Origin of the sequence: Methylobacterium sp. Leaf113 (assembly GCF_001423325.1) — a bacterium.
In the GTDB taxonomy this organism is placed as follows: Bacteria; Pseudomonadota; Alphaproteobacteria; order Rhizobiales; family Beijerinckiaceae; genus Methylobacterium.
Genome location: NZ_LMNJ01000001.1, coordinates 73,403 through 98,232, shown reverse-complemented (window position 1 = coordinate 98,232; position 24,830 = coordinate 73,403). Strand labels below are relative to the sequence as shown.

The window sequence follows — 24,830 nt, the reverse complement described above, 5'->3', positions numbered from 1 at the left end:
TGGTTGGTTCAGAATGAACCTGACAGGCTTGAGAAATCCGGCTCAGGCCTTACCGACGGCCCGGAGGGCGAAGGCCTGGATCAAGCCGACCTCTTCGAGGCGGTCGAAGCGTCCGGCCGCGCCGCCGTGGCCCGCCTCCATGTTGATGCGCAGCAGGATCGGGCCGCCGCCGGTCATGGTCGCTCGCAGGCGCGCGACCCATTTGGCCGGCTCCCAATAGGTCACCCGTGGGTCGGTCAGTCCGCCAAGCGCCAGGATGGCCGGGTACGGCTTCGCCGCGACGTTGTCGTAGGGCGAGTAGGACAAGATCGTCTCGAACGCCGTCAGGCTCTCGCGTGGATTGCCCCATTCGGGCCATTCAGGCGGCGTCAGCGGCAGTTCGCCGTCGAGCATGGTGTTGAGAACATCGACGAAGGGCACGTCTGCGACGATGGCGGCGAAGAGTTCCGGCGCAAGGTTGGCCACCGCCCCCATCAGCATGCCGCCGGCCGAGCCGCCATGGGCCACGATGCGGCCCTCGGCCGTGTAGTTCGCCTCGATCAGCGTCCGGGCGCAGGCGACGAAATCCGAAAACGTGTTGGGCTTCTTCTCGCGCTTGCCATCGAGATACCAGCGCCAGCCCTTCTCGGTCCCGCCGCGCACGTGGGCGATGGCGTAGACGAACCCGCGATCGACCAGCGACAGGAGGTTGGTGCGGAAAGCCGCCGGCATCAGCGTGCCGTAGGAGCCGTAGCCATAGAGCAGCAGCGGCGCCGAGCCGTCGAGGGGACAGTCACGGCGGTGCAGCAGCGAGATCGGCACCGTCTCGCCGTCCGGCGCCGTGGCGAAGAGACGGCGGGTGACGTAATCCTCCGGCTTGTGCCCGCTCGGCACGGTCTGCCGCTTCCGCAACTGCCGCGCCCGGGTCACGCAGTCGTAATCGTAGGTCTCGGCCGGCGTCGTCATCGACGAGTAGGTGAAGCGGATCACCGCCGTCTCGAACTCGTGGCCGGGCTGGAGACCCAGCGAATAGGCTTCCTCGGCGAAGGCCACCACGTGCTCGCTGCCCTGCGTGTCGCGCACGACGATCCGAGGGCGTGCATTCTCGATCTCGAGACGGACCAGATGGTCAGCGATCACGTGCTGATGGCGGATCATCACGCCCGGTCGATGGGCGATGACGTCGGTCCAGTTCTCGCGCGCCGGCGCTTCCAGGCGGGCGGTCACGATCTTGAAGTCCTCGGCACCCTCCGCGTTGGTGAGGATGAAGAGGTGATTGGCCCAGTTCTCGACCGAATAGATCAACAGGGGCTGGCGCGGCTGCACCACCATCAGGGTTCCGTCGGGCACCCGCCGGTCCAGCAGATGGACCTCCGAGGTCTCGTGATCGCTGGCGGTGACCGTTAGAAAATCGCCCGACTGCGTCTCCTCGATATGCACGAAGAAACCGGAATCCGGCTCCTCGTAGACGAGGGTGTCGGCCTCCTGCCCGGTGCCGATCCGGTGGCGCATGACCCGGGCGGGGCGATGGTTCTCGTCGACGGCGACGTAGAAGAACGCCTGGTTGTCGGCCGTCCAGACGACCTCACCGGTGGTCGCCTCGATGCGGTCGGGCAAATCCGCTCCGGTCTCGAGCGTGCGGACCTGGATGGTATGCAGTTCCGATCCCTTGGTGTCGGCGCTCCAGGCCAACAACGCGTGATCCTCGGAGTGGACCGCCGAGGCGATCTCGAAGAAGGCGAGCCCCTCCCCCTCCCGATCCCCATCGAGGAGGATCACTTCCCCCTCCTCCGGTCCACCATCCGCCGCCGTCTCAGCCCCCTGACCCGGCATGACGACGACGGTGCGCGGGCGCCGGCACACCAGCGGATGCTGGCCGCCCTCACGATGCCGGGTGTAATAGGCATAGGGCCCGTCCGGCTCGGGCACGCTGCTGTCATCCTCGCGGATGCGCGCCCGCATTTCGGCGACGAGCGTCCGGCGCAGGTCCGCGGTCTCGGCTAGAGCCGCTTCCGAGTAGGTGTTTTCAGCCGCCAGATACTCCCGAATACTATCAGGCAAAGCGGCAGGATCTTTCAGGACGTCGCGCCAGTTCTCAGCCTTCAGCCAAGCGTAATCGTCGCTCAGCACACGACCATGAACCTCGTAGCTGTGCGGCCTCACATCCGCGATCGGAGCAACGGAGGGCGTGGAAATCGATGCGGACTGGGACGCCATCGCGAAAATCCTGTCACAGGTGCGTGAGAAGGGGCCGTCTCGGTCCCCTCGTCCTGCCATGTGGCCCGGACGAGGCCGACAGGCAAGCAGCCCGGAGACAGGCCCACCTTCTGCCGGATCGGCACGGACAAGATTGCCAAATCGACCCGCCAAGTGGCTCGAGACCATCCCCCAATGGTTTCGATGTCAAATTCTGGTGATCAGAGATTGTTGAAATATTGTTCTAAGGTGTTGCTTAAGATTACCGAAGACGCGCATTGGCGTCTTGCGACCTGATCAGGAATAGCATATCCAGAAATCGTGGCGGGCGAAGTTGCTGCGCATTCTATAGCGCATGCGGGACAGATGGCGACGCGGCGGAACCGATCCGCAGAGCCTATGGGCGTGGACGCGCAAGCGTCCGAACTCCCTGTAACCCTTTCAAACGCATCGCATTAGGAGAATTCTTCCGATCATGAGCGACATCGAACATTCTGCGGATTATGTCGAGCTGACCGTCGACATTGTTTCAGCTTATGTGAGCAACAACCCGGTGCCTTCCGGTGAGCTGGCGCAGTTGATCACGCAGACTCACAGCGCTCTGAAGCAGATTGCCACCGGTCAGATCGAGGCGAAGGCCTCGTCTGCACCGCTTCAGCCGGCAATCTCCGTGAAAAAATCCATCACGGCAGACCATATCATCTGCCTGGAAGATGGGCGGACTTTCAAGTCGCTGAAGCGTCATCTGCGCGCGAAGTACGACATGAGCCCGGAGCAATACCGCGCCAAATGGGGCTTGCCGTCCGATTATCCGATGGTTGCTCCGAATTACGCCAAGGCGCGCTCCGACCTCGCGAAGGCGATCGGCCTTGGCCAGACCCGGAACGGGAATTACGACGAAGCCGCCTGAACAGGCCGCGACCGGCCTCCGGTCGATGCGATCGCTACCGCGGCGGGGGTGTCGACCCCCGTCTCGGGGACCGATCCCAGGATTGTCTGGTCCGGGCGCCGACGATGCGCCAACCCGGAATCGCTTTCCTGGAAAACGCGTCAAGACTTGATCTAGGCTTTTTTTCCCTTACTATCGAGGGCATGGCGCTTGCCCGCCACCGTTCTGAGTAATGGAACAAATCATGAACAAATCTCGCACGACCCCGCCTGTCGCCATCACGACCCCGTCGACCGACCGCGGCACCGGACGTGATCCGTCCGCTAATCCCGAGGGGACGGCGATCGGCCCGGAGGCCGGGCGTCTGCTCGCGGCTTTGGCACCGGAAGGCGCCTATGCGCTTCCCGATTCCACCGACACCGAGGGCTGGATCGTTCGAGAGGGAGGCAAAGGGATTTCGGTGGGAGGCGGCCGGTTCCGCCAGGGCGCCGGGGCCGAACTGCTGGCTCGGGATCTCGCGGAACGCGGCACGGGCCGGCGTGCCCGGCTGACGATCAGTCCGGCCGGACGCGCCCGCTTGCGGCGCGAGAGCGCGGGCGCCCATCCGCCCTATCTCGCCCAGCATCTCGAACTCGTGGGACGGGGTCCCGGGCCAGACCGACCCGTCCGGGACGCCACGGAAAGTCCTCTCGCCTGGATGGCACGCCGACGCGACCGCGACGGTACGCCTCTCATCGACGCGGCCTGCTTCGAGGCGGGCGAGCGCCTGCGCCGCGATCTCGCGGGGGCGGCGCTCATGCCCCGGATGGGACAGGACTGGAGTGGCGTGAAGGTCGATGGTTCGGGTCCGCGCGATCCGGCCGCCGGGTCCGACGCGATGCTGGCTGCGCGCCAGCGCGTGCGTGCAGCCCTCGGTGCCGTCGGTAACGACCTGTCCGGATTGCTGATCGACCTCTGCGGCTTCCTGAAGGGGCTGGAGCGGATCGAGGCGGAGCGGCGATGGCCGGCACGCTCGGCCAAGGTTGTCGCTCGTATCGCCCTGGCACGGCTGGCCGAGCATTATGGCCTGGAGCGCGAGGCCGTGGGGCCGAACCGCAGCCGCCTGCGCCAGTGGCGTGAGCCGGTCGCAGGCTTGAACTGAGGCGGTGCGCCTTGCCTCAGGCTGCCGTGAGACGGACCGCATCCCGGTGGATGCGCTCCGCCATGGCGCGAACGCCGTTGGAGCGCTTCGAGGTGAGATGGGCACCGAGGCCGATCTCCTTGAAGACCTGGAAGACGTCGACCTTTGCGATGTCTTCCGGCGTCTTGCCGTCATGAAGCGCCATCACCAGGGCGATCAGTCCCTTGGTGATGACCGAGTCGCTGGTTCCCCTCAGATGGAGGCGGGGCGGCTCCTGCGAGCGATCGATGTGGGACTCGACCCAGACCTGACTTTCGCAGCCGTGGACCCGATTGTCCTCGGTCAGCATGTCCTCGGGAAACGGCGGCAGGGCACGCCCCAGTTCGATCAGATACTCGTAACGGTCCGGACCCTCATCCAGGATTCCGAAATTGTCGACGATGGTCTCGATGGGTGGAAGCATGGTCCGGGTGGGCTCGCCTGGGTCGGATGTCTTCTGCGTCGGATGTCTTCTGCGTCGGATGTCTTCTGCGTCGGGTGTCTTCCGCATATAGTCCCTGCGCGCGCCAATGCGATCCTCAGGACGGCTGAGCCAGCACCTCCGGCAATTGCAGTTCCAGGGGCTCGGCGGCGGTGCCGACGCCCCGCACGGCGATCTCGGCTTGCGACGCATAGGCGGCGATCAGGCGCGGACCGAGGTTCGGCACCTCGAGCTTCCCCGGCGCGGCGCCCTCGCCCGCACCGGACACGATGTTCAGCCGCACCGGACCGCCGGCCGCCGCATCGATCTGGATCGCGATGGCGCAGGCGACGGATTCAGCCGTGGTGTCGAGGCACTCGGACACCACTTCGGCCACGATCATGCCGAGGGCATTGGCAGTGCGCGGCTCGACGAGACTGGTCCCGCGTCCGCCGACGGTGACACCGATCCGCCCGGCCCGGCGCAGTTGCCCGAGGCCGGAGGCGAGGCGGTGCAGGTAGTCGCGCAGGTCGATGGAGGCGATGTGCGGCGCTTCGTGCAGGTGCTGCTGCACCAGCGCGATGGCGCGCACCCGTTGCCCGAGCGCCTCGAAACTGCCCCGGCACGGAGCCGGCGCGGCACGCCCGTAGAGACCGATCAGGCTGACCATCACTTGGAGGTTGTTGCGGACGCGGTGGTAGACCTCGGCCAGCAAGGCCTCCTTCTCCACCAGGGCGCGCTCGGAATCCTCCTCGGCGTGCTTGCGATCGGTGATATCGAAGCAGGTGCCCAGGAACCCGACGAAATCGCCGTTCTCCCGCAGGGGCTTGGCCGTATCGAGAAGCCATCGGTACGCCCCGTCGTGACGCCGGAGACGGAATTCGGCCGTGAAAGGCTCTTGCGCCTCGAACGCCTTCGCCACCAGGGCGGCGTGACGCTCAAGGTCGTCGGGATGGAGACCGCGGCGCCAGCCGTGGCCGAGTTCCTCGTCCGGCGACCGACCGGTGAAGGCCAGCCAGGATTCGTTGTGATGAACGGCGGCGCCGTGATGATCGGCACGCCACATCATCAGGGGCACGAAATCCGCGAAACGGCGGAATTCGCCGCACCCCATTACGCTCACCGATGCCGCCTCGGTCGACGGTGTGTCCGCGGCCATGATACTTTGATCCACCCGTTCCTGGTACCGACCCCGCCATGGCCAGTGCCGGTCAACGTGCCGGGCATGGGCCCGTTCCGATCCTACGTTGTGACGAACGCCGTCATCCCCAGGGACCTGTGCCGATCGCCGGGAGGCCTGCGTTCAGAGCATGCTGGGAAGGATACGGTCGGGGGGCCGGTGCCCGTCCATGAAGGTCTTGATGTTGATGATGACCTTCTCGCCCATATCGACGCGGCTCTCGTGCGTCGCCGAACCCATATGCGGCAGGAGCACGACCTTGCCGGCGCGGGCGAGCTTGACGAGGCGGGGGCTGACCGCAGGCTCCTGCTCGAACACGTCGAGCCCGGCGCCGGAGATGTCGCCGGCCTCGAGCAGGCGCGCGAGGGCGTTCTCGTCGATGACCTCGCCGCGGGCGGTGTTCACCACCACGGCCTCGGGCTTCAGCAACTTGAGACGGCGGGCCGAGAGCAAGTGGTAGGTCGCGGGGGTGTGCGGGCAGTTGACCGACACGATGTCGACGCGGGCCAGCATCTGGTCGAGGGATTCCCAGTAGGTCGCGTCGAGGTCGCGCTCGATCTGGGCCGGAACCCGGCGGCGGTTGTGATAGTGGATCTGCAGGCCGAACGCCTTGGCCCGGCGGGCCAGGGCCTGGCCGATCCGACCCATTCCGACGATGCCGAGGCGCTTGCCGGTGATTCGCCGACCCAGCATCCAGGTCGGCGACCAGCCGGTGGTCCAGGCGTCGTCCGGAATGATCCGGGCGCCCTCGGTGACGCGGCGGGCGACCGCAAGGATGAGCGCCATGGTCATGTCGGCGGTGTCCTCGGTGAGGACGCCGGGGGTGTTGGTGACGGTGATGCCACGCTCCAGGGCGGCGGCCACGTCGATGTGATCGACACCGTTGCCGAAATTGGCGATCAGCCGCAGGTTCGGGCCGGCCTGGGCGAGGAGGCCCGAATCGATCTCGTCGGTGACGGTGGGCACGAGCACGTCGGCTTCGCGCAGGGCCGCCACAAGGGCGTCGGGCGCCAGGGCGGCATCGTCGGTGTTGAGCCGGATCTCGAAGAGCTCGCGCATGCGCGTCTCCACGGCCTCGGGCAGACGCCGCGTGACGACCACGAGCGGCTTGCGCTTCAACGACGACATGCACCCTCCCCGCGCACGGTGTCGCTCGGCGTCCACGTCCGATCCAACCGAGACCCGGCCCGAGATCCGACGCGGCGGACGACGCCGCAAGCTTACCGTGCGTTAACCACGCACCGGTCAAGACATTCGAGACGACGGGCCGGCAGCCCACAAGGCTGTGGCGACCCCGGGGGTCTTGCGACCCTGTGGGCCTCTCTACCAGAGAGGCGGCGGAACACAATGCACGCCGGGGCCCGCCGCCACCCTGGGGCGACGCCCGCCCCGGACAGCGTGAAGGATCACCGGACGATGCGCGCGCCTGCCCTGCTCCCGACCCTTTCCACCGCCTTGCCGGCCCTGTTGCTCGCCACCCTCCTGTCCACCGGCCCCGTCGCGGCGGCCCCGGCGGCGGGCGCCGGTCCCGACGTCGCGCTCGGGCCGGTGACCAAGCTGCCGTTGCCGCGCTACGCCAGCCTGAAAACCGACCGGGTCAACCTGCGCGAGGGACCCTCGAAGGACCACCGCACCCTCTGGGTGTTCCAGCGGGCGGGGCTGCCGATCGAGATCGTGGCGGAGTTCGAGACCTGGCGTCGCATCCGCGACTCGGAGGGCACCGAGGGCTGGGTGCTGCACTCGCTGCTGTCCGGGCGGCGCACCTCCGTGGTCACCGCCGGAAAGGGCGCGGACAAGAACCCGGACAAGGCCGCCGTGCCGCTCTACGCCAAGGCCGATGCCGCCTCCGGCGAGGAAGCCCGCCTCCAGGCCGGCGTGATCGGCAACGTCAAATCCTGCACCGGGACCTGGTGCCGCATCGTCGTGGCCCTGCCGTCGAAGCGGGGCGACGTCGACGGCTACATCCGCCAGGACCGGCTCTGGGGCGTCTATCCCAACGAGAAGGTCGATTAGGCGATCGGCCCGTCAGGATTTTTGCCTCTCGGCACTGCTGTCAGTCAGAAGTTGTGCCGGTCAGGATTGCCGCATGAAGGTGTCGGGGGTCCCCGTGCCGTCGGTGACGAAGCGGATGTCGCGGGGCTCGCGTCGGGGGGTGTCGACGGAGAGGAACACCATCGGGTGCTCCAGGATCTCGGGCACCGAATGCACCACCCCGCGCTTGAAGAACACCAGCGTGCCGGGGCCGACCGTGACCGGGGCCTCGTCGCCGAACGCCATCCGGCAGCGGCCGGACAGGACGTAGAGGTACTCGTCGCAGGAGGCATGACTGTGGGGCGGCGTCGGGTGGTAGACCCGGAACACCCGGGCGCTCGCGGCCGGATCGTCGGTGAAGCGATGATCCGCCACCATGGTGTCCGAGGTCTCGGGCAGGCGCGCCGCATAGGCCGCCACGTCGAAGACGCCATGCGCCGTCAGGCTTGTCAGGGCCGCCGGCAGGCTTGTCAGGGCCGCCGTCAGACTTTCCGGGTCCGCCGGCAGGCTTGTCGGGTGGTCCGCATTCTCCGCGAGGGTGTCGGTCCGCATCACTCGGGTGCCCCACTCGATCCTGATGGCGCGGGTTTTCGCGCGCGATGCGCCATCCTAGCGGAAAAAGCGCTGCCCGGGAGCCCGGACAATGGACCGGGGCCGGAACCGGTTCGCAAGTCCGGATCGCAAGTCCGGTTCGCACGACCGGATCGGCTTGGCGAATCCGGCTTGCCCAATCCGGCTTGCCCAATCCGGCTTGCCCAGTCCGGCTTGCCACGGCGGCGGGTCCCTGGGCATCGTCCCCCGGCGCGGCGCCCCGGGCGCAAGGCCGCAGGCCGGCGAGGGAGCGGGTTTGGCAGGCGGAGCGGACGGAGCGGCCCATGGCGGTGAGTGAACCGGACCTCCTGTCGGCCGACGACGTGATCGATCTCCGCCGCAACGTCGAGGGCGGGCGCGGCACGGTGATCGACGTGACCCGGGCGGAGCGCTCTCGCCTGATGCCGCCGGCCTTCCTGGCAGGCGCCGTCACACCGGACCTGCTGGGGCTCTATCACGCCCAGCACGTGGTGCTCGGGACGGCGGTCTACGCGCTGCCCGACGCCGAGATCGTCGGCGAGGGCATGATCCTCACCGAGGGCCGGTTCAACCTCAGCCTCGACCTGCAGACGGACCTCGACTACCTCAACCGCCACCACCGGGGCACGCGCGCCCGGCAGGCCGAGGCCAGGCGCGTCCAAGCCCCCGGCCGGTCGGTGCTGCTCGCCGGCCCCGGTCATCTCGGCTACGGCCACTGGCTCGTCGATTTCCTGCCGAAGCTCCACCTGCTGCGGGCAGCCGGCTACCGGGTCGAGCGCCTGAGCTTCCTGCTGCCCGACGACACGCCCGGCTTCGCCCGGGCCTGGCTGGCGCTCCTCGGCATCGGCGAGAGCCAGTGCCGGTTCTACGACCGGACCCGCGACCGCGTGGCCTGCGACGAACTCCTGGTGCCCTCGACGCTGCGGTTCGGCACGCGGGTGTCGCCTCTGTTCGCCGAGGCCGCCGCCGGCCTGCGCCGGGCCGCCCTCGGGCGGGGGCGCGGCTCGCGCACCCGGACGAAGCTGTTCGTGGCGCGCTCGGCCAACGCCCTCACCCACAGCCCCCGGCAGCTGGTGCAGCGGCAGCTGTTCGAAGATCTGGCCGTGGCCCGCGGCTTCACCCGCGTGACACCGGAGCGCCTCGGCCTGCGCGAGCAGGTCGCCCTGTTCCAGTCGGCCGAAATCCTGGTCGGCGAGTACGGCTCGGGCCTGCACGGCTCGATCTTCGCGGAGCCGGGCAGCCTCGTCCTGGCCGCCCGCGACAATCAGGCCGACCTCGGCTTCCTGCAATCGGGCCTCGACGCCGTGATGGGCCATCAGACCGGCTACCTGATCGGCGCCCCCGACCCGGAGGGCGGGGGCGGATTCTCGGTCGATCCCGCCGACCTCGCCCTGGCCTTCGACTGGCTGAGCTGGCCGCGGGATCGGTGACGGGGGTTTCGGGCCGGCTCAGCGACGCTCCTCGCGCATGTGGGCGACGCCGAGGGCCCGCGGCTCCAGGCTCCGGCCGTCCTGGCGCAGGCAGATCCAGATCATGACCGCGAGGGTGGCCAGGTAGGGCGTCATCAGGAGGAGGTATTGCGGCAGGGCGAGGCCGGCGGCGGCGATGCGGGGGATCAGCGCCTCGATGCCCCCGAACAGGAGTGCGCCCCCGAGCGCCCGCCAGGGCTGCCAGCGGGCGAAGATCACGAGGGCGACGGCGATCCAGCCGCGCCCGCCCGTCATGCCCTCGACCCAGATCTTGGCGACACCGACCGCGAGATAGCCGCCCGCGAGCCCGACCAGTGCCGAGCCGAGGGCGATGGCCCCGTACCGGGTCAGGGCGACGCCGATGCCGGCGGCATCGGCCGCGTCGGGGCCGTCGCCGACGGCCCGCAGCCGCAGCCCGAACATCGTCCGGTTGAGGACATAGGCGACGAGGGCGACGAGGGGGACCGTGGCGAAGACCAGGGGATCGTGCTGGAACAGGATCGGCCCCAGCACCGGAATCTCGGCGAGCGACCCCAGGGGAACGTTGTGCAGGCCCGCCACGGGCCGGCTGGTCCAGCCCGCCCGCGTGGCGATCACGCCGGTCATGCCCTGCGCCAGGAAGACCAGGGCGAGGCCACCGATGACCTGGTTGACCCGCAGCGTCACCACGAGCAGCGCATAGACCAGCGAGAGCAGAGCCGCCGCGAGCGCCGCCACGATCAGCGCGAGGAGCGGATAGTCGCCGACCCCGAGCAGAACGCCGATGCCGCTCATGGCGCCGATGAGCAGGAAGCCTTCGGCCCCCAGGGAGAGCACGCCGGCCTTCTCGGTGATGATGAGGCCGAGCGCGGCGAGCGCGTAGGGCAGCGCGAAGATTGGCACGTTGGCCAGCCAGTTGACGAGGAAGTCAAACATCGGGACGCCTTCCCGGCACCCATCGCACCCGGTGCCGCAAGAAAAAATCGGAGGCGGCGACGCCGATGACGATCACCGCCTGGATGAGTTGCACCATCGCGCTGGGGATGCCGTAGAACACCTGCAGGCTCTGTCCGACCACGTAGAGCACGCCGACCAGCACCGCGGTGACGAAGGTGGCGAGCGGATTGTTGCGGGCCAGGAACGCGATGAGGATGCCGGAGAAGCCGTAGCCGTTGAAGAACGACTGGGTCAGCCGGTACTCGACGCCCGCGCAGATGCTGAAGCCGGCCAGACCCGCCAGCGCCCCCGACAGCAGGGCGGCGGCCAGCATCACCCGCGTCATCGGCAGGCCCTGACCCTCGCCCAGGCGCGGATTGGCTTCGGCCACGCGGGAGAGGAACCCGAAGCGGCTGACGTTCAGCAGCCACCAGCACAGCAGGGTGAGGAGACCTGCCAGCGGCAGCGCCCAGGTCAGGTCACCCCAGCCGAGACTGCCGAGACGCTCGGCGAGGTCGTATTGCTTGGAATTCGGGAAGCTGCTCACCGGGTCCTGCCAGGGCCCGTACAGCAGCTGCAGCAGCCCGTTGAACGCGACGTAGTTCAACAGTAGCGTCGAGATGACCTCGTTCAGCCCGATGCGGATCTTGAGGACGGCCGGGATCAGGACCCAGGCTGCCCCGGCCAGCGCCGCCGCCAGCATCATCAGGCCGAGCCGCGCGGGCGCCGGACCGACATCGTGGATCGCGATGGCGGTCGCCGCCATCGCGCCCAGGATCATCTGACCCTCGATGCCGATGTTCCAGAACCGCACCCGGAAGGCGACGGCCGCCGCGAGCCCGACGATGGCGAGGGGGCCCGCCTGGACCAGCACCGCCGCCAGGCTGGACCGGCTGGTCACCATCGAGACGACGAATTCCTGGAAGAGATCCGCGAGGCCGACGCCGGAGACGACCAGGATGGCGGTCGCGAGCCCGATCCCGACGACGAGGCCGCAGGCGAGCACGACGCCCTGATACCAGCCGGAGACGTGCTGCCGGATCTCGACCGTGACGCGGCCGCGCCCCGCCAGCTTGGCCGCGGGCAATTCGGGCACCGGCACCGGCAGCTCGGGGGCGGGGGACAGGAGGGGAATGGGAAGGGTTTCAGGCATGGTGCACCATGGCGACGCCGATGGCCTGCCGGTCGGCGGGCGCGTCGAACTCGCCCACGATTCGGCCCCGGCTCATGACGCCGATCCGGTCCGACATCAGCATCACCTCGTCGAGATCCTCACTGATCAGGAGCACGCCCGCGCCCGCGTCGCGGGCCTCGCGCAGGCGGCGGTGGATATCGGCCGTCGCCCGCACGTCGAGCCCGCGGGCCGGAGAGTGGGCGAGGACGAAGCGGGGCCGGCCGGCGAATTCGCGGGCGATGACGAGCTTCTGCGCATTGCCGCCCGAGAGCAGGCTGGCCTTCTGGCGCGGGCTGCGCGCGCCCCGGATGTCGAAGGCCGCGATGGCGGCTTCCGTGCCGGCGCGGATCGCGGCGCGATCGACCCGGAGCCAGCCGCCGAAGCGCCCGGAGGTCAGCCCGCCCACCGCGTAGTTCTCGGCGACCGAGAGATCGCCGGCCAGGCCGTAGACCTGACGGTCCGCCGGGATCGCGGCCAGACCCCGCGCCCGGCGCAGCTTGGGACCGGTGGCGGTGACGTCGTCGCCCGCGAGCGCGATGCGCCCGGCCCCGGCGCGGCGCACCCCCATGAGGATCTCGGCGAGTTCGGTCTGCCCGTTCCCGCCGACGCCCGCGATGCCGTAGATCTCCCCCGCGCGGATCGTGAGGTTCAGGCCGTGCAGGGTCTGCAGCCCGTCCGACCGGGTGCCCGCGAGGTCTTCGACCGCGAGCACCGGGCCTTCGATCCGGGTGGCCGGGCAATGGACGGGGTTCGCGGTGGCGCCGACCACCAGGGTGGTGAGTTCGGCCGCCGTGAGGCTCGCCGGATCGGCGCTGGCGACGATGCGGCCGCCGCGCATCACGGTGACGCGGTCGGCATGGCGCTGCACCTCGCCGAGCTTGTGGGTGACGAGGATGACGGCCGCACCCTGGCGCGCCAGGGCCTGCATGGTGGTGAGCAGCGCCTCCGCCTCGCGGTCGGTGAGCACGGCGGTGGGCTCGTCGAGAATGAGGATACCGGCGCCGGCCACCAGCACCTTGAGGATCTCCACGCGCTGCTGCTCGGCCACCGACAGGCTTCCGACCGGCCGCCGGAGATCGACGGCGAAGCCCACCGCCTCGCTCTGCGCGCGGATGGCCGCCTCGACCTCGGCGAGGCCGGTGCCGTAGCGGGGCGCCCCCTGCGCCAGCAGGATGTTCTCGACGGCGTTGAAGGCTTTGACGAGCTTGTAATGCTGGTGGACCATGCCGATGCCGAGGTGCCGGGCCGCGACCGGCCCGCTCAGCTCGACCTCGCGGCCCCGCACGCGGATGCGGCCCTGGTCGGGCCGATAGAGGCCCGCCGCCACGTTCATGAGGGTGGATTTGCCGGCGCCGTTCTCGCCCAGCAGGGCGTGAACCTCGCCGGTTTCCACCGCGAAGTCGGCCTTGGCGAGCGCCTGAAAGCCGTCGAAGGTCTTCGAGACGCCGAGAAGTTCGAGGGCCATGCCCATCGCTGCACCGTCCATGGGGTTGATCGCTTCGTCGGACACGGGATGGCGGCCGGGTGCGAAGCCCGGCCGCCGAACGGTCATTTCTGGGTGATCACGCCCTTCACGTACCAGTCCATCTTCCAGAGGTCCGCGTCGCTCAGGACCTGTCCGGCCGGGACCCGCAGCTTGCCGTCGCGATCCTCGAGGGGGCCGGCATAGATCTGCTTGCCCTCGATGATCGCCTTGCGCTCGGCCAGGATCTCCTTGACCGCCGCCGGGGGCACGGCCGGACCGCAGCAAGCGATATCGGTGCCACCCTTGGCCATGCTGAGTAAGGCGCCGTTGGGCGCCGGCACCCACGTGCCGGCCATGATCTTCTTGATCTCGGGGAGCAGGGCCTTGTCCCAGGTCCAGACCGAGGAGCAGATGGTCGCCTTGGGGGCGAATTCCCGCATGTCGCGGTGGTGGCCGGTGCCGTAGATGCCGCGCTCCTGCGCGACGATCTGGGTGGCGGGCGTGTCCACGTGCTGGCCGAGCACGTCGACACCCTGGTCGACCAGGGCCTCGGCCGCGGCGCGCTCCTTCACCGGGTCGTTCCAGATGCCGGTATAGACCACGTTGAGCGTGGCGTTCGGGTTCATCTTGCGGGCGCCGAGTTCGTAGGCGCTGATCGTCCAGTTCACGACGCCGAAGGGATTGGCCGCGACGAAGCCGAGCTTGCCGGTCTTGGACACGGCGCCGGCGGCCATGCCGCACAGATACTGGCTCTCGTAGGTGCGCCCGTAGACCGATTCGAGGTTCGGCCCGTTGGTGGTGCCCGACAGGTTGAGGAAGGCGACGTCGGGATACTTCTCGGACAATTCCTTGAAGGTGTCGGAATAGCCGAAGGCGGTGCCGATGATGATGTTGTAGCCGCGCTTGATGAAGAGCTCGACCACCGGACGGATCGCCGTGGCGTTCTCCTTCACCCCGTCCACGGCCGGGATCTTCATGTCCAGCGCCGCTTCCATCTTCACGCGGGCCTCGTCGGCGGCCTGCGACCAGCCACCGTCGTTCTTCTGCCCGAAGATCACCATGGCGATCTTGGGTTCGGCCTTCAGCTTGAAGGGCGCCGCGACGGCCGGCGCGAGCGGGAGCAGGAGAGCCAGCGCCACCGCGGCGGCTTTGAAGAAGGGTCGTGTCATGTCGTGGAAACCTCCAGGAGAAACGCCGCCGGATGGGGGCGCAGAGAGCGGTGAGGGGTGGTGGGTGGACGGGGCGGGGCGCCGGCTGGCGTCACGACGCCGGCGTGACCCGGACGGTGTCGACGGAGGCGCGGCGCGCCATCTCAGGCTGCCCGCGCGACCCTGCCGAAGGTCGTCTGCTTGACGAACTTCGCGCGCAGGTGGGCGCCCGAGGTGACGGGCGCATATTTCGCGGGCCTGCCGGGTCCCTGGCAGGTCGGCAGGCAGGCCACCTCGGCGTCGTAGTTCGGCTGGTGGAAGAACACGATCGACAGACGATCGACGTTCTCCTCCGTATCGAATCTCGGGTTGACCACCCGATGGACCGTCGACGACCAGATGTCGTTGGTCCATTGCTGCATCAGATCGCCGATGTTCACGATGAAGGTGCCTGGAATCACCGGCACATCGACCCATGCGCCGAGCTTGTTCTTCACCTGCAGGCTCCTGTCGCCGATCTCCTTGCGCAGGATCGTCATGCTGCCGTAATCGGAATGGGCGCCGGCGCGGAGCTGATCGAGCAGCGGGGCGTTGGTCTGGGCCGGGTAGCGCAGGGCGCGCATCATCGAGATGCTCTTGTCGATGGTCGGATCGAAGTGGGTCTCGTCGAGCTTCAGCCCGAGGGCGAAGATCCGCATCAGGTCACGCGCCAGGCGGTCGACCGCGCGGAAATACGCCGTCCACACCGTCCGCAACTCCGCCGGTTCATTCGGCCAGATGTTCGGGGCGAAGTGCGGCCCGGCGGCGGCGCCGAACGCATAGGCATCGTCGGGCGGCACGTCGACCGGGCCGATCGAGAGCGATTCCTTGATGTCCGGCGGCGTCGGCGCGTCGAGGCTGAAGGAGAGGCCCTCCCCGCCCACGGCGCTGTAGCCCCGGACCTGATCGGGGGCCGGCCGTTCGACGGCGAGCTTCTCGGCATGGGGACGCTCGAAGAACGCCTTCGAGACCGCGTAAGTCGTCTCGATCAGCGATTCCGGGATGCCGTGGCCCGAAACCACCAGGAAACCGATATCCCGGCACGCCTGATCGACCTCGGCGGCGACGGCGGCTTTGCCCTCCGGCGTCCCCGCACGGTAGGGCGTCAGATCGATCACGGGAACCTGCAGAAGCGTCATGGCGAGGTCCTTAGTTTGACCATATGGTCAGAAACCGTAAGGCAAACCCCATGCCAGCACAGGTTGCGCACCTACGGCAGGCGGCAACGCCAGGCCTGCGTGATCATCGCGGCGTCGCTGACCAGGCCGAGATGCGTGGCGACGATGCGCAGGGCGGACGCCTCCAGGGCGGCGTCGGTGCCGGCGACGAGGTCGGCCGCCACGACGACGTGGTAGCCGAGGTTCGAAGCGTCGAAGGCCGAGTTGAGGATGCAGCAATCCGCCAGGCATCCGTCGAACACGATGGTGCGCGTGCCGAGGTTGCGGAGCAGAAAATCCAGGTCGGTCGGATGGAAGGCCGAGAGACGTTTCTTGCCTTCGACGATCAGATCCCGGTCCTCGACCTCGGTGACGAAGTCGTTCCAGCGTGTTCCCTCGATCGCATGCTCGTCGGCGTTGGGGATGTCTCCGACATGCAGCGGGAAGACCAGGCGCCAAGCGGCCTTCAGGCCGTTGACATCGTCGACGCCGCCTGCGCGAAGCCTGCTGCGCACGTGGATGACGCGGATGCCGGCCGCCCGCGCGGTCCGGTGAAACGCGTCGACCGCCGGTACGATCGCCCGGGCGCGGGGCGCCGGGCACGGGCAGGCCGGGTCGTCATCGAGATGACCGCGATGCAGGTCGATGGAGACGACCACGGTCGTTGCCGGATCGAAGAAGGGCGCGAAGGCCGCGCCGAGTTCCTGCGGCCGACCATCGATATAGCTTCGCATCGCGAGCGCGACTCCCACCGGCCCCACACCCATGCGGACGAGGCCCCCTGGGTCATCACTATCGGTCCCGCTCCGATCTTGCGACGATCAAGCTGCAACTGAATTAATCAGACTTGCTCTTTTATTTTTCAGTAAGTCCATCGCGCGCGCAGATCGGCCGATCTTGGGCAGGCGGCTCGTTGCGTGTGGCCTCCGGCAGCGCACGAGCGATCCACGCCCCATCGGCCTGGCGAACAGGAGGACGCCGCGTGCGGCGCACGGACGTTCGCCGGCTTTTGATCGGCGGCCCTCCCGGAACGAAGCGTTAGGAATCTCAGCGGAAAAGCCTGCGCGCCTGAAGACTTCGTAAGTCCCATCGCGGTCATGAGGATAGACCGCGAAACTCCCGGAAAGTCTGGTTTCGCGGCCCCTGCACGTTTGCGATCGTCCGGTCGCGCGCGTTTTCGGACTTGGAGAAACACCATGCGTTGTGGCCGTCTCGGAGGATCGCGCGTCGCGACCCTCGTCGTCATCCTCGGCGCGGGTCCGTCCCTCGCGGCCGAGCGGCAGCCCTTCGAGATGGTGAAGGGCTGGGAGATCGAGCGCACGATCGGCGACACCAGCCCGCACGCCTGCCTGATGAGCCACACCTACCAGGACAAGGACGACGGCAACGCCGTCAACGGCATCATCTTCGCCCTGGGTGAGACGGAAGCGGCGCTGGGCCTCGTCTATGAGAACTGGACGTGGGACAAGCAGGAGAGCGTGAAGGTGCCGTTCTTCCTCGACAAGACCCGCTACGACGCCGAGGCGCGCTGGATCGGCGACGGGCAATCCCTCACCGCCACCTTCCCGACGAGCATCGTCCCCAGGCTGATGGCGGCCCAGACCATCATCCTGAAGTTCGACAACGGCAACGCCGATTTCGAGATCGGCGGATTTGCGGAGGGCTACGAGTCCCTCCGGCGCTGCAACGCCGCCAAGGCCGAGATCGCCAAGGTTGAAACTCCCAAGGGCGAGGCTCCCAAGGTTGAGGCTCCCAAGGTTGAGGCTCCCAAGATTGAAGCTCCCAAGGGCGGAGCCGCCGTGGCCGCGGCCCCCGTGGCAGCCCCGCCGGCCCCTGCCCCGGCCCCCGCAGCCCCCGCACCGGCAGCCCTCGCGTCGGCCGGGCGCTATGAGATCACCACCATCGGCGAAGGCGCCGATTTCACCGGCTGCATGGCGCTGAACGAGCCTGCGGGCCTCGCCCTTGTGGCGGTCGGGCCGAGCCTCGGCCTCATCGCCACCTCGGCGAAGTTCCCCTTCCCGAAGGGCAGTGCCGTCGCGGGCGCCTGGACGGTGGATGGGGCCGGGGCCACCGACTTCGCCGCCAAGATCGACACCGCTCGGACCGTCTCGATCGATGTCCCCAACACCGTCGAAGCGGTGACGCGGCTCACCGCCGGCAAGAGCCTCGTAATCCAGGCGAACGGCATCGCGGTGCCCTTCGCCCTCGGCCCGATGCAGCAGGCCTTCACCGACCTGTCGACCTGCATGGGGACCAAGAAGGCGCCGTAACGCGAGGTGGCGTCGGCGGGGCGGCCCATCCGGCCCCCTCTCCTGAAAGGCAAAGCCGACCGCAGGCGCCAGTTTGCACGCCGAACAGTCTTGTAAGGCTCACCGTCATCCCGGGGCCGCGCAGCGGAACCCGGGACCCAGAAACACAGGTGATGCAAAGCTTTGAACGATCGGCGGCACAAAACATAACGCCGTCGGCGGCTCTGGATTGCACGCCGATGGCGCCCCCCTTCGGAGCCGGGCTCGCCTTCGGCGCCCCGGAATGACGGCGTGTCCCCCTCTACGATCGCGCCTCTTTTCCGAGAGGCCTGCCGTCCGACAGACGGGACCTGTGCGTGCGTGAAGCCGCGTGGTTCGATCGGGCGGGTACGAGGAACGGTTCGCTGCGCCCACCGAGACCCAGCACCGGAGGCCGATCTGCGCTCAGCCGTTCCAGAATAAAGTCCGAAATTAGGACTTTATGTTTGACAGCGCGACGCTCCTGAGGTATCAAGAGCCTACGCTCCAGAAGTGTGAATGACGGGGAGGCGGCGGTGGCGAAGCTCGAGCCGATCGTCGCGTCGATCCGGGATGCCGTCGCGGCGGCCATGCGGGACACCGCGCGTCCCGTCACCGCCATCGCGGCCGAGACCGGCGTGCGGGTCACCACCATCCGGACCTGGAACAAGCGCTACGGCTGGCGCCCGACCGCGGCGACGGCCTCCACGGCCTTCACGCCCGAGCGGTGGAAGCCGGAACGGCGGGCGGCGGTGGCGCGGCTCTACCGCGAGGATTGGATCGACATCGGCGACCTCGCGCTGGCGCTCGGCACGGCCCGGCACCGGGCCGAGGCCCTGTTCGCGCAATGCGGCCTGGAGGGGCGCCGGCCCGGCGAGGTCGGGCGTGCCCTGGGGCGGGAGGCCGATCCCCGCCGGATGCGGGCGGCGCTCCGCGCCCAGATCGCCCGTCAGATCCTGCTCTTCGATGCGGCGCTGAACGGGGTGGCGGGCACGCAGGCCTCCGCTGGCGACCGGGCCTCCGCCGGCGACCGGGCCTTCGACAGCGCTCGCGTGCTGCGGGACCTCGGCGGCCTGAAGCGCCTGCTCGACGAGACCACCGACGACACGGCGGGAGGAAGCGATGGAGCAGGCTCCGGCGACGACGAGGCGGCCGCCCGCGACGGGCCGGACGGCGATCTGCCCGCCCTGCGCGCGGAGATCGCGCGGCGCGCTGCGGCGCTCTGCGGCGAGCGGGCGGATGCCGGCCCTCCTGGAGAGCCTGCCGCCGCCCCTGATCCGGGCGCTGGCGACGGACTGGCTGCTGACGGCGCGGGATGACCAACTGCCGCCCTGCCCCGGCCTCGATCATTGGACCACCTGGGCGGTGATCGGCGGGCGCGGGGCGGGCAAGACCCGCACCGGTGCCGAGTGGGTCCGGGCCCTGGCGCTCGGCGACCCGGCCTTCACCCGGCGGCCGGTGGGGCGCATCGCCCTGATCGGCGAGACCTTCGCGGATGTGCGCGACGTGATGGTGGACGGGCCCTCCGGCCTCCTCGGCCTCACCGGTCGGCGGCCGCGCTGGTCGCCCTCGCGCCGACGCCTCGAATGGGACAACGGCGCGGTCGGCCTCGTCTTCTCGGCCGAGGAGCCGGATTCCCTGCGCGGGCCGCAATTCGGGGCGGCCTGGTCCGACGAGATCGCCAAGTGGCGCTACGCCGAGGCCGCCTACGACATGATCCAGTTCGGCCTGCGCCTCGGGCACCGCCCGCGCGGCCTCGTCACCACCACGCCCCGGCCGATCCCGCTGCTGCGGCGAATCCTGACGGATTCGCGGACGGTGGTCAGCCGGGCGCGCACCGCCGACAACGCCGCCAACCTCGCGCCGTCCTTCCTCGACGCGGTGGTGGGGCGCTACGCGGGCACCCGCCTCGGGCGCCAGGAACTCGACGGCGAGCTGATCGAGGACCGGGCCGATGCCCTGTGGATCCGCGACGGCCTCGAAGCCCACCGGGTCCCGCGGGCGCCGGAGGATTTGCGCCGCATCGTCGTGGCGATCGACCCGCCGGCCTCCTCTCGGGCCGGGGCCGATGCCTGCGGGATCGTCGCGGCCGGGCTCGACGCCGCCGGCCACGCCTACGTGCTCGCCGACGCCACCCTCGCCCGGGCGGCGCCGGAAGCCTGGGCCTCGGCGGCCCTGGCGCTCTACCATCGGCTCTCCGCCGACGGCCTCGTGGTCGAGGTCAACCAGGGGGGCGAGATGGCGATCGCCGTCCTGGCCCAGGTCGATGCCGCCGTGCCGGTGACGGCCGTGCGGGCCACGCGGGGCAAGTACCTGCGGGCCGAGCCGGTCTCGGTGCTGTACGCGCAGGGACGCGTCCACCATGTCGGCGCCCTGCCGGACCTGGAGGACGAACTCTGCGATTTCGGCCCGGACGGCCTCTCCTCCGGGGCCTCGCCCGACCGCCTCGACGCCCTGGTCTGGGCGCTGACGCACCTGCTGCTGCGGAGCGCGCCGGAGCCGCGCATCCGGCGGCTCTGACACCCGACCGACTCTCATCGCTTCCGCGAGGCCCCGATGGCGAACCTCCTCTCCCGGCTCGTGCGCCGCGCCGCGCCCGACACCAAGGCGGCCCCCGTGCCGGGCCTCGGTGTCGCCTTCTATGGCGAGGGTCGGCCCTCGTGGACGCCGCGCGACATCGGGGCGCTGGCCCGCGAGGGGTTCCAGCGCAACGCCATCGTCCACCGGGCGGTGCGGCTGGTGGCCGAGGCCGCCGCGAGCCTGCCGCTCGGACGGGTGGGCGAAAGCGCCGCCGGACCCCATCCGCTGGAGACGCTGCTGGCCCGGCCGAACCCGCGCCAGGGCGGGGCGGGACTGCTCGAAGCGCTGTACGGACACCTGATGGTCTCCGGCAACGCCTACCTCCAGGCGACGGGCCTCGACGGCGTGCCGCGCGAGCTGCACGCGCTCCGGCCCGACCGGATGCGGGTGGTGCCCGGCCCCGACGGCTGGCCGGTGGCCTACGATTACGCGGTCGGCGGGCGCATGCTACGATTCGACCAGGTGACGGAGGGCGTGGCCCCGATCCTCCACCTCACCCTGTTCCACCCGACCGACGACCATTACGGCCTCTCGCCGATGGAGGCGGCGGCGGTGGCCCTCGACATCCACAACGCGGCCGGCGCCTGGAACAAGGCGCTCCTCGACAACGCGGCGCGGCCCTCCGGCGCGCTGGTGTTCGCCACCGCCGCCGGCTCGACCCTGAGCGACGCGCAGTTCAGCCGGCTCAAGGGCGAGCTGGAGGCCAATTACCAGGGCGCCGGCAATGCCGGGCGGCCGCTGCTGCTGGAGGGCGGGCTCGATTGGAAGCCCCTGGCGCTCTCGCCCAAGGACATGGATTTCGTGGAGGCCAAGAGCGGCGCGGCCCGCGAGATCGCCCTGGCCTTCGGCGTGCCGCCCCTGCTGCTCGGCCTGCCCGGCGACAACACCCTGGCGAATTACGCCGAAGCCAACCGCGCCTTCTACCGCCAGACCGTGATCCCCCTGGTGCGCCGCACCGCCGAGGCCCTGGCCCATTGGCTCGCACCCGCCTTCGGCCCCATCCGCCTGGAACCGGACCTCGACGCCATCGAGGCCCTGGCGCCCGAGCGCGAGAGCCTGTGGCGCCGGGTCCAAGCGGCGGATTTCCTGACCGAGGCGGAAAAGCGCGAGGCGGTGGGCTACGGGCCGCGTTAGAGTTTGTCAGGGATCGGTGGAAACCGGTTATCCCGACACGACAAGCGAACAGGAAAGACGTGAGAATCTGCCTGGTTCAGAATGGACCCGACGGTTCTGGTGCGGACATCCCCCGTCCCGCCTGCGCAGACCCGGAGCAGGTCACGAACGCAACCGGATAGGCCGGAACGTGTCGGTCCTCGGAGAGGAAGACGGCGTCCTCGGCTTTCGCCTGGGCGATGAGCAGGTGATCCCACGGGTCCCCATGGTGCCGGGGAAGGTCGCCGAGTGCCAGCAGATGTGCTGGCGTGATCCCGACCACTTCGAAGCCCTGGTCCCGAACCGCGTCGAGGATGTCGCCGAGATCGGCCCTCAGCTTACCGACGCGCACCTTCACTTGGATCTCCCAGAGCGAGGCAACCGAGACGAGAACGTCGTTGGTGGGGTCTGCGATCAGGTCCCGAGCGGCCGGACCGAGCTTCGGGTCCGCGAGCAGCCACCAGAGCAGGGCATGCGTGTCGAGGAGAAGTTTCATTCCTCCTCGGTCTCCGAGACCTCTCCGTCCATCGCACGTCCCTCCATGGCGGCCAGCAACTCGGGCGGCAGGACATCGAAATCCGGCGCCATCTCGATCTGCCCGCGCAGCGTGCCAGGCCTGCGCCGGGGCAAGGGCTGGGGCGGGTGAACGATCGCGATGACCTCGTCGCGGGCGGTCACCGCGAAGGAAGCGCCATGACGGACCTGGCGCATGAAGCCGGAAAAATTACCGCGAAATTCGCGCACGCCGACTTTGGGGAGCGCGCGCGGAACCGTCTTGTCGTCCTGGGCCATGCTCTGCCTCCACCGTGTACACACGATGTGTCCACATTTGGCGCGAACGGTCAACGGGACGTGCCATCAGGCCGTCCGGACTCGATCACCACGGCCATCCGGCCTCTGCCGGGTTCTTGACCTCTCGCAGATTCGTCGGCCCGCGCGGCTCGGACGACGAGCCGGGCGCGGGCGGTTCGAATTCCAACTCATGCGGCGGAGCCCCCCATGGACGGCCATTTCACCGGCTATGCCAGCCTCTTCGGCGTGCCCGATCTCGGGCGGGACGTGGTGGCGCCCGGCGCCTTCGCGCAGAGCCTCGCGGCGCGCGGCGTCGCCGGCGTCCGCATGCTGTGGCAGCACGATCCGGCCGAGCCGGTCGGGCGCTGGCTCAGCCTGCGGGAGGATGCCCGGGGCCTGCGCGTCGCCGGCCAGCTCAACCTCGCGGTCCAGCGCGCCCGGGAACTCGACGCCCTGCTGCGCGACGGTTCGCTCGACGGGCTCTCGATCGGGTTTCGCACGCTGCGCGCCCGGCCCGAGCGCGGCGGCAACCGCCGGCTTGAGGCGATCGACCTGTGGGAGATCTCGCTGGTGACCTTCCCGCTCCAGGCCGGCGCACGGATCACCGCGCCGGCCCAGGCCGCTGCCACGCCAAATCAGGCCGCCGCCACGCCAAATCAGGACGCCGCGGCTCGCATCCGGGCGGGCGTCGCCCTGGCCAACGACATCCGGGCCCTGGCCCACCGCATGGCGCCGCACCGGCGCGCGGCTTCTCCCTCCACCCGGCCCGGGCCTCGGCCCGGCGCCATCCTGCCCGCCCGCTCAGCGAGGTTCGCATGACCGTTCAGATTCCCGGCCAGATTTCCGGCCACCCCCAGCGTCTGGCACCCGAGGTGAAAGGCCTGCTGCCGCCCCTGGAGGACAAGGCCGCCACCACCGCCGACCCGGCGGTGGGCACCGCGCTGACCGACCTCTCCCGCGCCTTCGAGGCCTTCAAGGAGACCAACGACGCCCGTCTGGCCGAACTCGAGGGCCGCGCCCCCGGCGACGTCCTCACCGAGGAGAAGCTCGCCCGCATCGACGCCGCCCTCGACACGGCCCGCACCCGCCTCGACCGGCTCACCCTCGACCACCGCCGCCCGCCCCTGGGCGGAGGCGCGCCGGCTCCGCGCGACGGGGCCAGCATCGAGCACAAGGCGGCCTTCGACCTCTATGTCCGGGCCGGCGAGAGCGGCGGTCTCAAGCGCCTGGAGGCGAAGGCCCTCTCGGCCGGCTCCGGCCCGGATGGCGGCTACCTCGTGCCGGCCGAGGTCGAGCGCATGGTGCTGACCCGGCTCTCCAACCTGTCGCCGATCCGGGCGCTGGCCACCGTGCGGGTCATCTCGTCGGGCCAGTACAAGCGGGCGGTCTCGGTGCGGGATGCCGTCTCGGGTTGGGTCGCCGAGACCGCGCCCCGGCCGCAGACCGACACCCCGGTCCTGTCCGAGCTGAGCTTCCCCGCCATGGAACTCTACGCCATGCCGGCGGCGACCCAGACGCTGCTCGACGACGCCATCGTCGACATCGACGCCTGGCTCGCCGACGAGGTCGAGACCGCCTTCGCCGAGCAGGAGAGCACCGCCTTCGTCACCGGCAACGGCGTCAGCCGCCCGCGCGGCTTCCTCAGCTACGAGACGGTGGCCAACACCGCCTGGGTGCCGGGCAAGCTCGGGACGGTGTCGACCGGCGTCGCCGGCGCCTTCCCGGCGGCGAACCCGTCGGACGTGCTGTTCGACCTCGTCTATGCCCTGCGCGCCGGCTACCGGCAGAACGCCACCTTCGTGATGAACCGGCGCGTGCAGGCCACGATCCGCAAGTTCAAGGATCAGGACGGCAACTACCTGTGGCAGCCGCCGCTGGCGGCCGGGGCCTCCGCGACCCTGCTGGGCTTCCCCGTCTCGGAGGCCGAGGCGATGCCGAACGCCGCCGCCGGCAGCCTCTCGGTGGCGTTCGGCGATTTCCGCCGCGGCTACCTCGTGGTCGATCGCGCCGGCCTGCGGGTGCTGCGCGACCCCTACTCGGCGAAGCCTTACGTGCTGTTCTACACCACCAAGCGCGTCGGCGGCGGCGTGCAGGACTTCGACGCGCTCAAGCTCCTGGCCTTCGCGGCCTGACACCGGCGCCCCGGACCTTCGGGTCCGGGGACTCCTTGCGGCTCCTGAGGCTCCTGAGGCTCCCGGGGCTCCTGGAGCTCCTGGAGCTGCGTGGGCGACACGGCCCTGGTCTTGA

At 69.6% G+C, this 24,830-nt stretch carries 23 protein-coding genes; 10 read left to right on the top strand and 13 right to left on the bottom strand.

Going from position 1 to position 24,830, the window contains the following annotated elements; translation table 11 throughout:
- Positions 1–42 precede the first annotated feature (42 nt).
- Positions 43–2,196, bottom strand: coding sequence for a S9 family peptidase (locus ASF60_RS00455; RefSeq protein WP_056178640.1), 2,154 nt, complete (start codon positions 2,194–2,196; stop codon positions 43–45).
- Positions 2,197–2,650: 454 nt separating this feature from the next.
- Here ASF60_RS00455 and ASF60_RS00450 point away from each other — a divergent pair, with 454 nt between their 5' ends.
- Positions 2,651–3,085 (top strand): MucR family transcriptional regulator, encoded by a 435-nt coding sequence (locus tag ASF60_RS00450; RefSeq protein ID WP_056178636.1) that lies wholly within the window; start codon positions 2,651–2,653, stop codon positions 3,083–3,085.
- Between the two features lie 223 nt (positions 3,086–3,308).
- Complete coding sequence (locus ASF60_RS00445) at positions 3,309–4,205, top strand: DUF6456 domain-containing protein (protein WP_244478278.1); 897 nt, start codon at positions 3,309–3,311, stop codon at positions 4,203–4,205.
- A 16-nt stretch (positions 4,206–4,221) separates the two neighbouring features.
- Here the strand turns inward: ASF60_RS00445 and ASF60_RS00440 are convergent, their stop codons facing one another.
- The 3 genes from ASF60_RS00440 to ASF60_RS00430 all read right to left on the bottom strand — a co-directional run bounded on the left by ASF60_RS00440 (position 4,222) and on the right by ASF60_RS00430 (position 6,952).
- On the bottom strand, positions 4,222–4,647 hold the full coding sequence (locus ASF60_RS00440) for a SufE family protein (RefSeq protein WP_056178633.1): 426 nt from the start codon (positions 4,645–4,647) through the stop codon (positions 4,222–4,224).
- A gap of 115 nt (positions 4,648–4,762) precedes the next feature.
- Entirely contained in the window at positions 4,763–5,803 is a 1,041-nt protein-coding gene (locus ASF60_RS00435; RefSeq protein ID WP_056178631.1) for a sensor histidine kinase, read from the bottom strand.
- A 144-nt stretch (positions 5,804–5,947) separates the two neighbouring features.
- On the bottom strand, positions 5,948–6,952 hold the full coding sequence (locus ASF60_RS00430) for a 2-hydroxyacid dehydrogenase (protein WP_056178628.1): 1,005 nt from the start codon (positions 6,950–6,952) through the stop codon (positions 5,948–5,950).
- A gap of 288 nt (positions 6,953–7,240) precedes the next feature.
- Here ASF60_RS00430 and ASF60_RS00425 point away from each other — a divergent pair, with 288 nt between their 5' ends.
- Positions 7,241–7,837 (top strand): SH3 domain-containing protein, encoded by a 597-nt coding sequence (locus ASF60_RS00425; protein WP_056178625.1) that lies wholly within the window; start codon positions 7,241–7,243, stop codon positions 7,835–7,837.
- A 60-nt stretch (positions 7,838–7,897) separates the two neighbouring features.
- Here ASF60_RS00425 and ASF60_RS00420 read toward each other — a convergent pair whose 3' ends face one another.
- Positions 7,898–8,407, bottom strand: a complete 510-nt coding sequence (locus tag ASF60_RS00420) for a cupin domain-containing protein (RefSeq protein ID WP_082507662.1) — start codon at positions 8,405–8,407, stop codon at positions 7,898–7,900.
- Between the two features lie 323 nt (positions 8,408–8,730).
- Between ASF60_RS00420 and ASF60_RS00415 the strand changes: the two genes are divergently transcribed.
- Positions 8,731–9,855, top strand: coding sequence for a glycosyltransferase family 61 protein (locus ASF60_RS00415; RefSeq protein ID WP_056178621.1), 1,125 nt, complete (start codon positions 8,731–8,733; stop codon positions 9,853–9,855).
- Positions 9,856–9,873: 18 nt separating this feature from the next.
- On the opposite strand, the gene ASF60_RS00410 is transcribed toward ASF60_RS00415, so the two are convergent.
- The 6 genes from ASF60_RS00410 to ASF60_RS00385 form a co-directional block, all read right to left on the bottom strand.
- The gene (locus tag ASF60_RS00410; RefSeq protein WP_056178617.1) at positions 9,874–10,809 is read right to left on the bottom strand and encodes an ABC transporter permease; all 936 of its coding nucleotides are present in this window, start codon (positions 10,807–10,809) and stop codon (positions 9,874–9,876) included.
- Positions 10,802–11,962 carry an ABC transporter permease gene (locus ASF60_RS00405; protein ID WP_082507661.1) on the bottom strand — a complete coding sequence of 387 codons (1,161 nt, stop codon included), beginning with the start codon at positions 11,960–11,962 and terminating at the stop codon, positions 10,802–10,804. The genes ASF60_RS00410 and ASF60_RS00405 overlap by 8 nt, the downstream gene beginning before the upstream one ends.
- Entirely contained in the window at positions 11,955–13,469 is a 1,515-nt protein-coding gene (locus ASF60_RS00400; RefSeq protein ID WP_244478277.1) for an ABC transporter ATP-binding protein, read from the bottom strand. Before ASF60_RS00400 ends, ASF60_RS00405 begins: the two co-directional genes overlap by 8 nt.
- A gap of 62 nt (positions 13,470–13,531) precedes the next feature.
- Positions 13,532–14,617 (bottom strand): BMP family ABC transporter substrate-binding protein, encoded by a 1,086-nt coding sequence (locus ASF60_RS00395; protein WP_056178614.1) that lies wholly within the window; start codon positions 14,615–14,617, stop codon positions 13,532–13,534.
- A gap of 143 nt (positions 14,618–14,760) precedes the next feature.
- Entirely contained in the window at positions 14,761–15,774 is a 1,014-nt protein-coding gene (locus tag ASF60_RS00390) for an isopenicillin N synthase family dioxygenase (protein ID WP_056178611.1), read from the bottom strand.
- Positions 15,775–15,845: 71 nt separating this feature from the next.
- On the bottom strand, positions 15,846–16,526 hold the full coding sequence (locus tag ASF60_RS00385) for a cysteine hydrolase family protein (protein ID WP_056179906.1): 681 nt from the start codon (positions 16,524–16,526) through the stop codon (positions 15,846–15,848).
- Positions 16,527–16,988: 462 nt separating this feature from the next.
- Between ASF60_RS00385 and ASF60_RS25030 the strand changes: the two genes are divergently transcribed.
- The 4 genes from ASF60_RS25030 to ASF60_RS00365 all read left to right on the top strand — a co-directional run bounded on the left by ASF60_RS25030 (position 16,989) and on the right by ASF60_RS00365 (position 21,773).
- Positions 16,989–18,062 carry a hypothetical protein gene (locus ASF60_RS25030; RefSeq protein ID WP_056178608.1) on the top strand — a complete coding sequence of 358 codons (1,074 nt, stop codon included), beginning with the start codon at positions 16,989–16,991 and terminating at the stop codon, positions 18,060–18,062.
- A gap of 533 nt (positions 18,063–18,595) precedes the next feature.
- Positions 18,596–19,378: a hypothetical protein gene (locus tag ASF60_RS25025; RefSeq protein ID WP_200940872.1), complete on the top strand. Its 783-nt coding sequence runs from the start codon at positions 18,596–18,598 to the stop codon at positions 19,376–19,378.
- Positions 19,299–20,579 carry a DNA-packaging protein gene (locus ASF60_RS00370; RefSeq protein WP_056178602.1) on the top strand — a complete coding sequence of 427 codons (1,281 nt, stop codon included), beginning with the start codon at positions 19,299–19,301 and terminating at the stop codon, positions 20,577–20,579. The genes ASF60_RS25025 and ASF60_RS00370 overlap by 80 nt, the downstream gene beginning before the upstream one ends.
- A 36-nt stretch (positions 20,580–20,615) precedes the next feature.
- Positions 20,616–21,773 carry a phage portal protein gene (locus ASF60_RS00365; RefSeq protein WP_056178599.1) on the top strand — a complete coding sequence of 386 codons (1,158 nt, stop codon included), beginning with the start codon at positions 20,616–20,618 and terminating at the stop codon, positions 21,771–21,773.
- A 76-nt stretch (positions 21,774–21,849) separates the two neighbouring features.
- On the opposite strand, the gene ASF60_RS00360 is transcribed toward ASF60_RS00365, so the two are convergent.
- Both ASF60_RS00360 and ASF60_RS00355 read right to left on the bottom strand, forming a co-directional pair.
- The gene (locus ASF60_RS00360; protein ID WP_056178595.1) at positions 21,850–22,287 is read right to left on the bottom strand and encodes a type II toxin-antitoxin system VapC family toxin; all 438 of its coding nucleotides are present in this window, start codon (positions 22,285–22,287) and stop codon (positions 21,850–21,852) included.
- Complete coding sequence (locus ASF60_RS00355) at positions 22,284–22,583, bottom strand: type II toxin-antitoxin system Phd/YefM family antitoxin (protein ID WP_056178592.1); 300 nt, start codon at positions 22,581–22,583, stop codon at positions 22,284–22,286. The genes ASF60_RS00360 and ASF60_RS00355 overlap by 4 nt, the downstream gene beginning before the upstream one ends.
- Before the next feature lie 207 nt (positions 22,584–22,790).
- On the opposite strand from ASF60_RS00355, the gene ASF60_RS25020 reads away from it, so the two are divergent.
- Positions 22,791–23,402 carry an HK97 family phage prohead protease gene (locus ASF60_RS25020; protein WP_056178589.1) on the top strand — a complete coding sequence of 204 codons (612 nt, stop codon included), beginning with the start codon at positions 22,791–22,793 and terminating at the stop codon, positions 23,400–23,402.
- Positions 23,399–24,715 carry a phage major capsid protein gene (locus ASF60_RS00345; protein WP_082507660.1) on the top strand — a complete coding sequence of 439 codons (1,317 nt, stop codon included), beginning with the start codon at positions 23,399–23,401 and terminating at the stop codon, positions 24,713–24,715. The genes ASF60_RS25020 and ASF60_RS00345 overlap by 4 nt, the downstream gene beginning before the upstream one ends.
- The last annotated feature ends 115 nt before the right edge of the window (positions 24,716–24,830 follow it).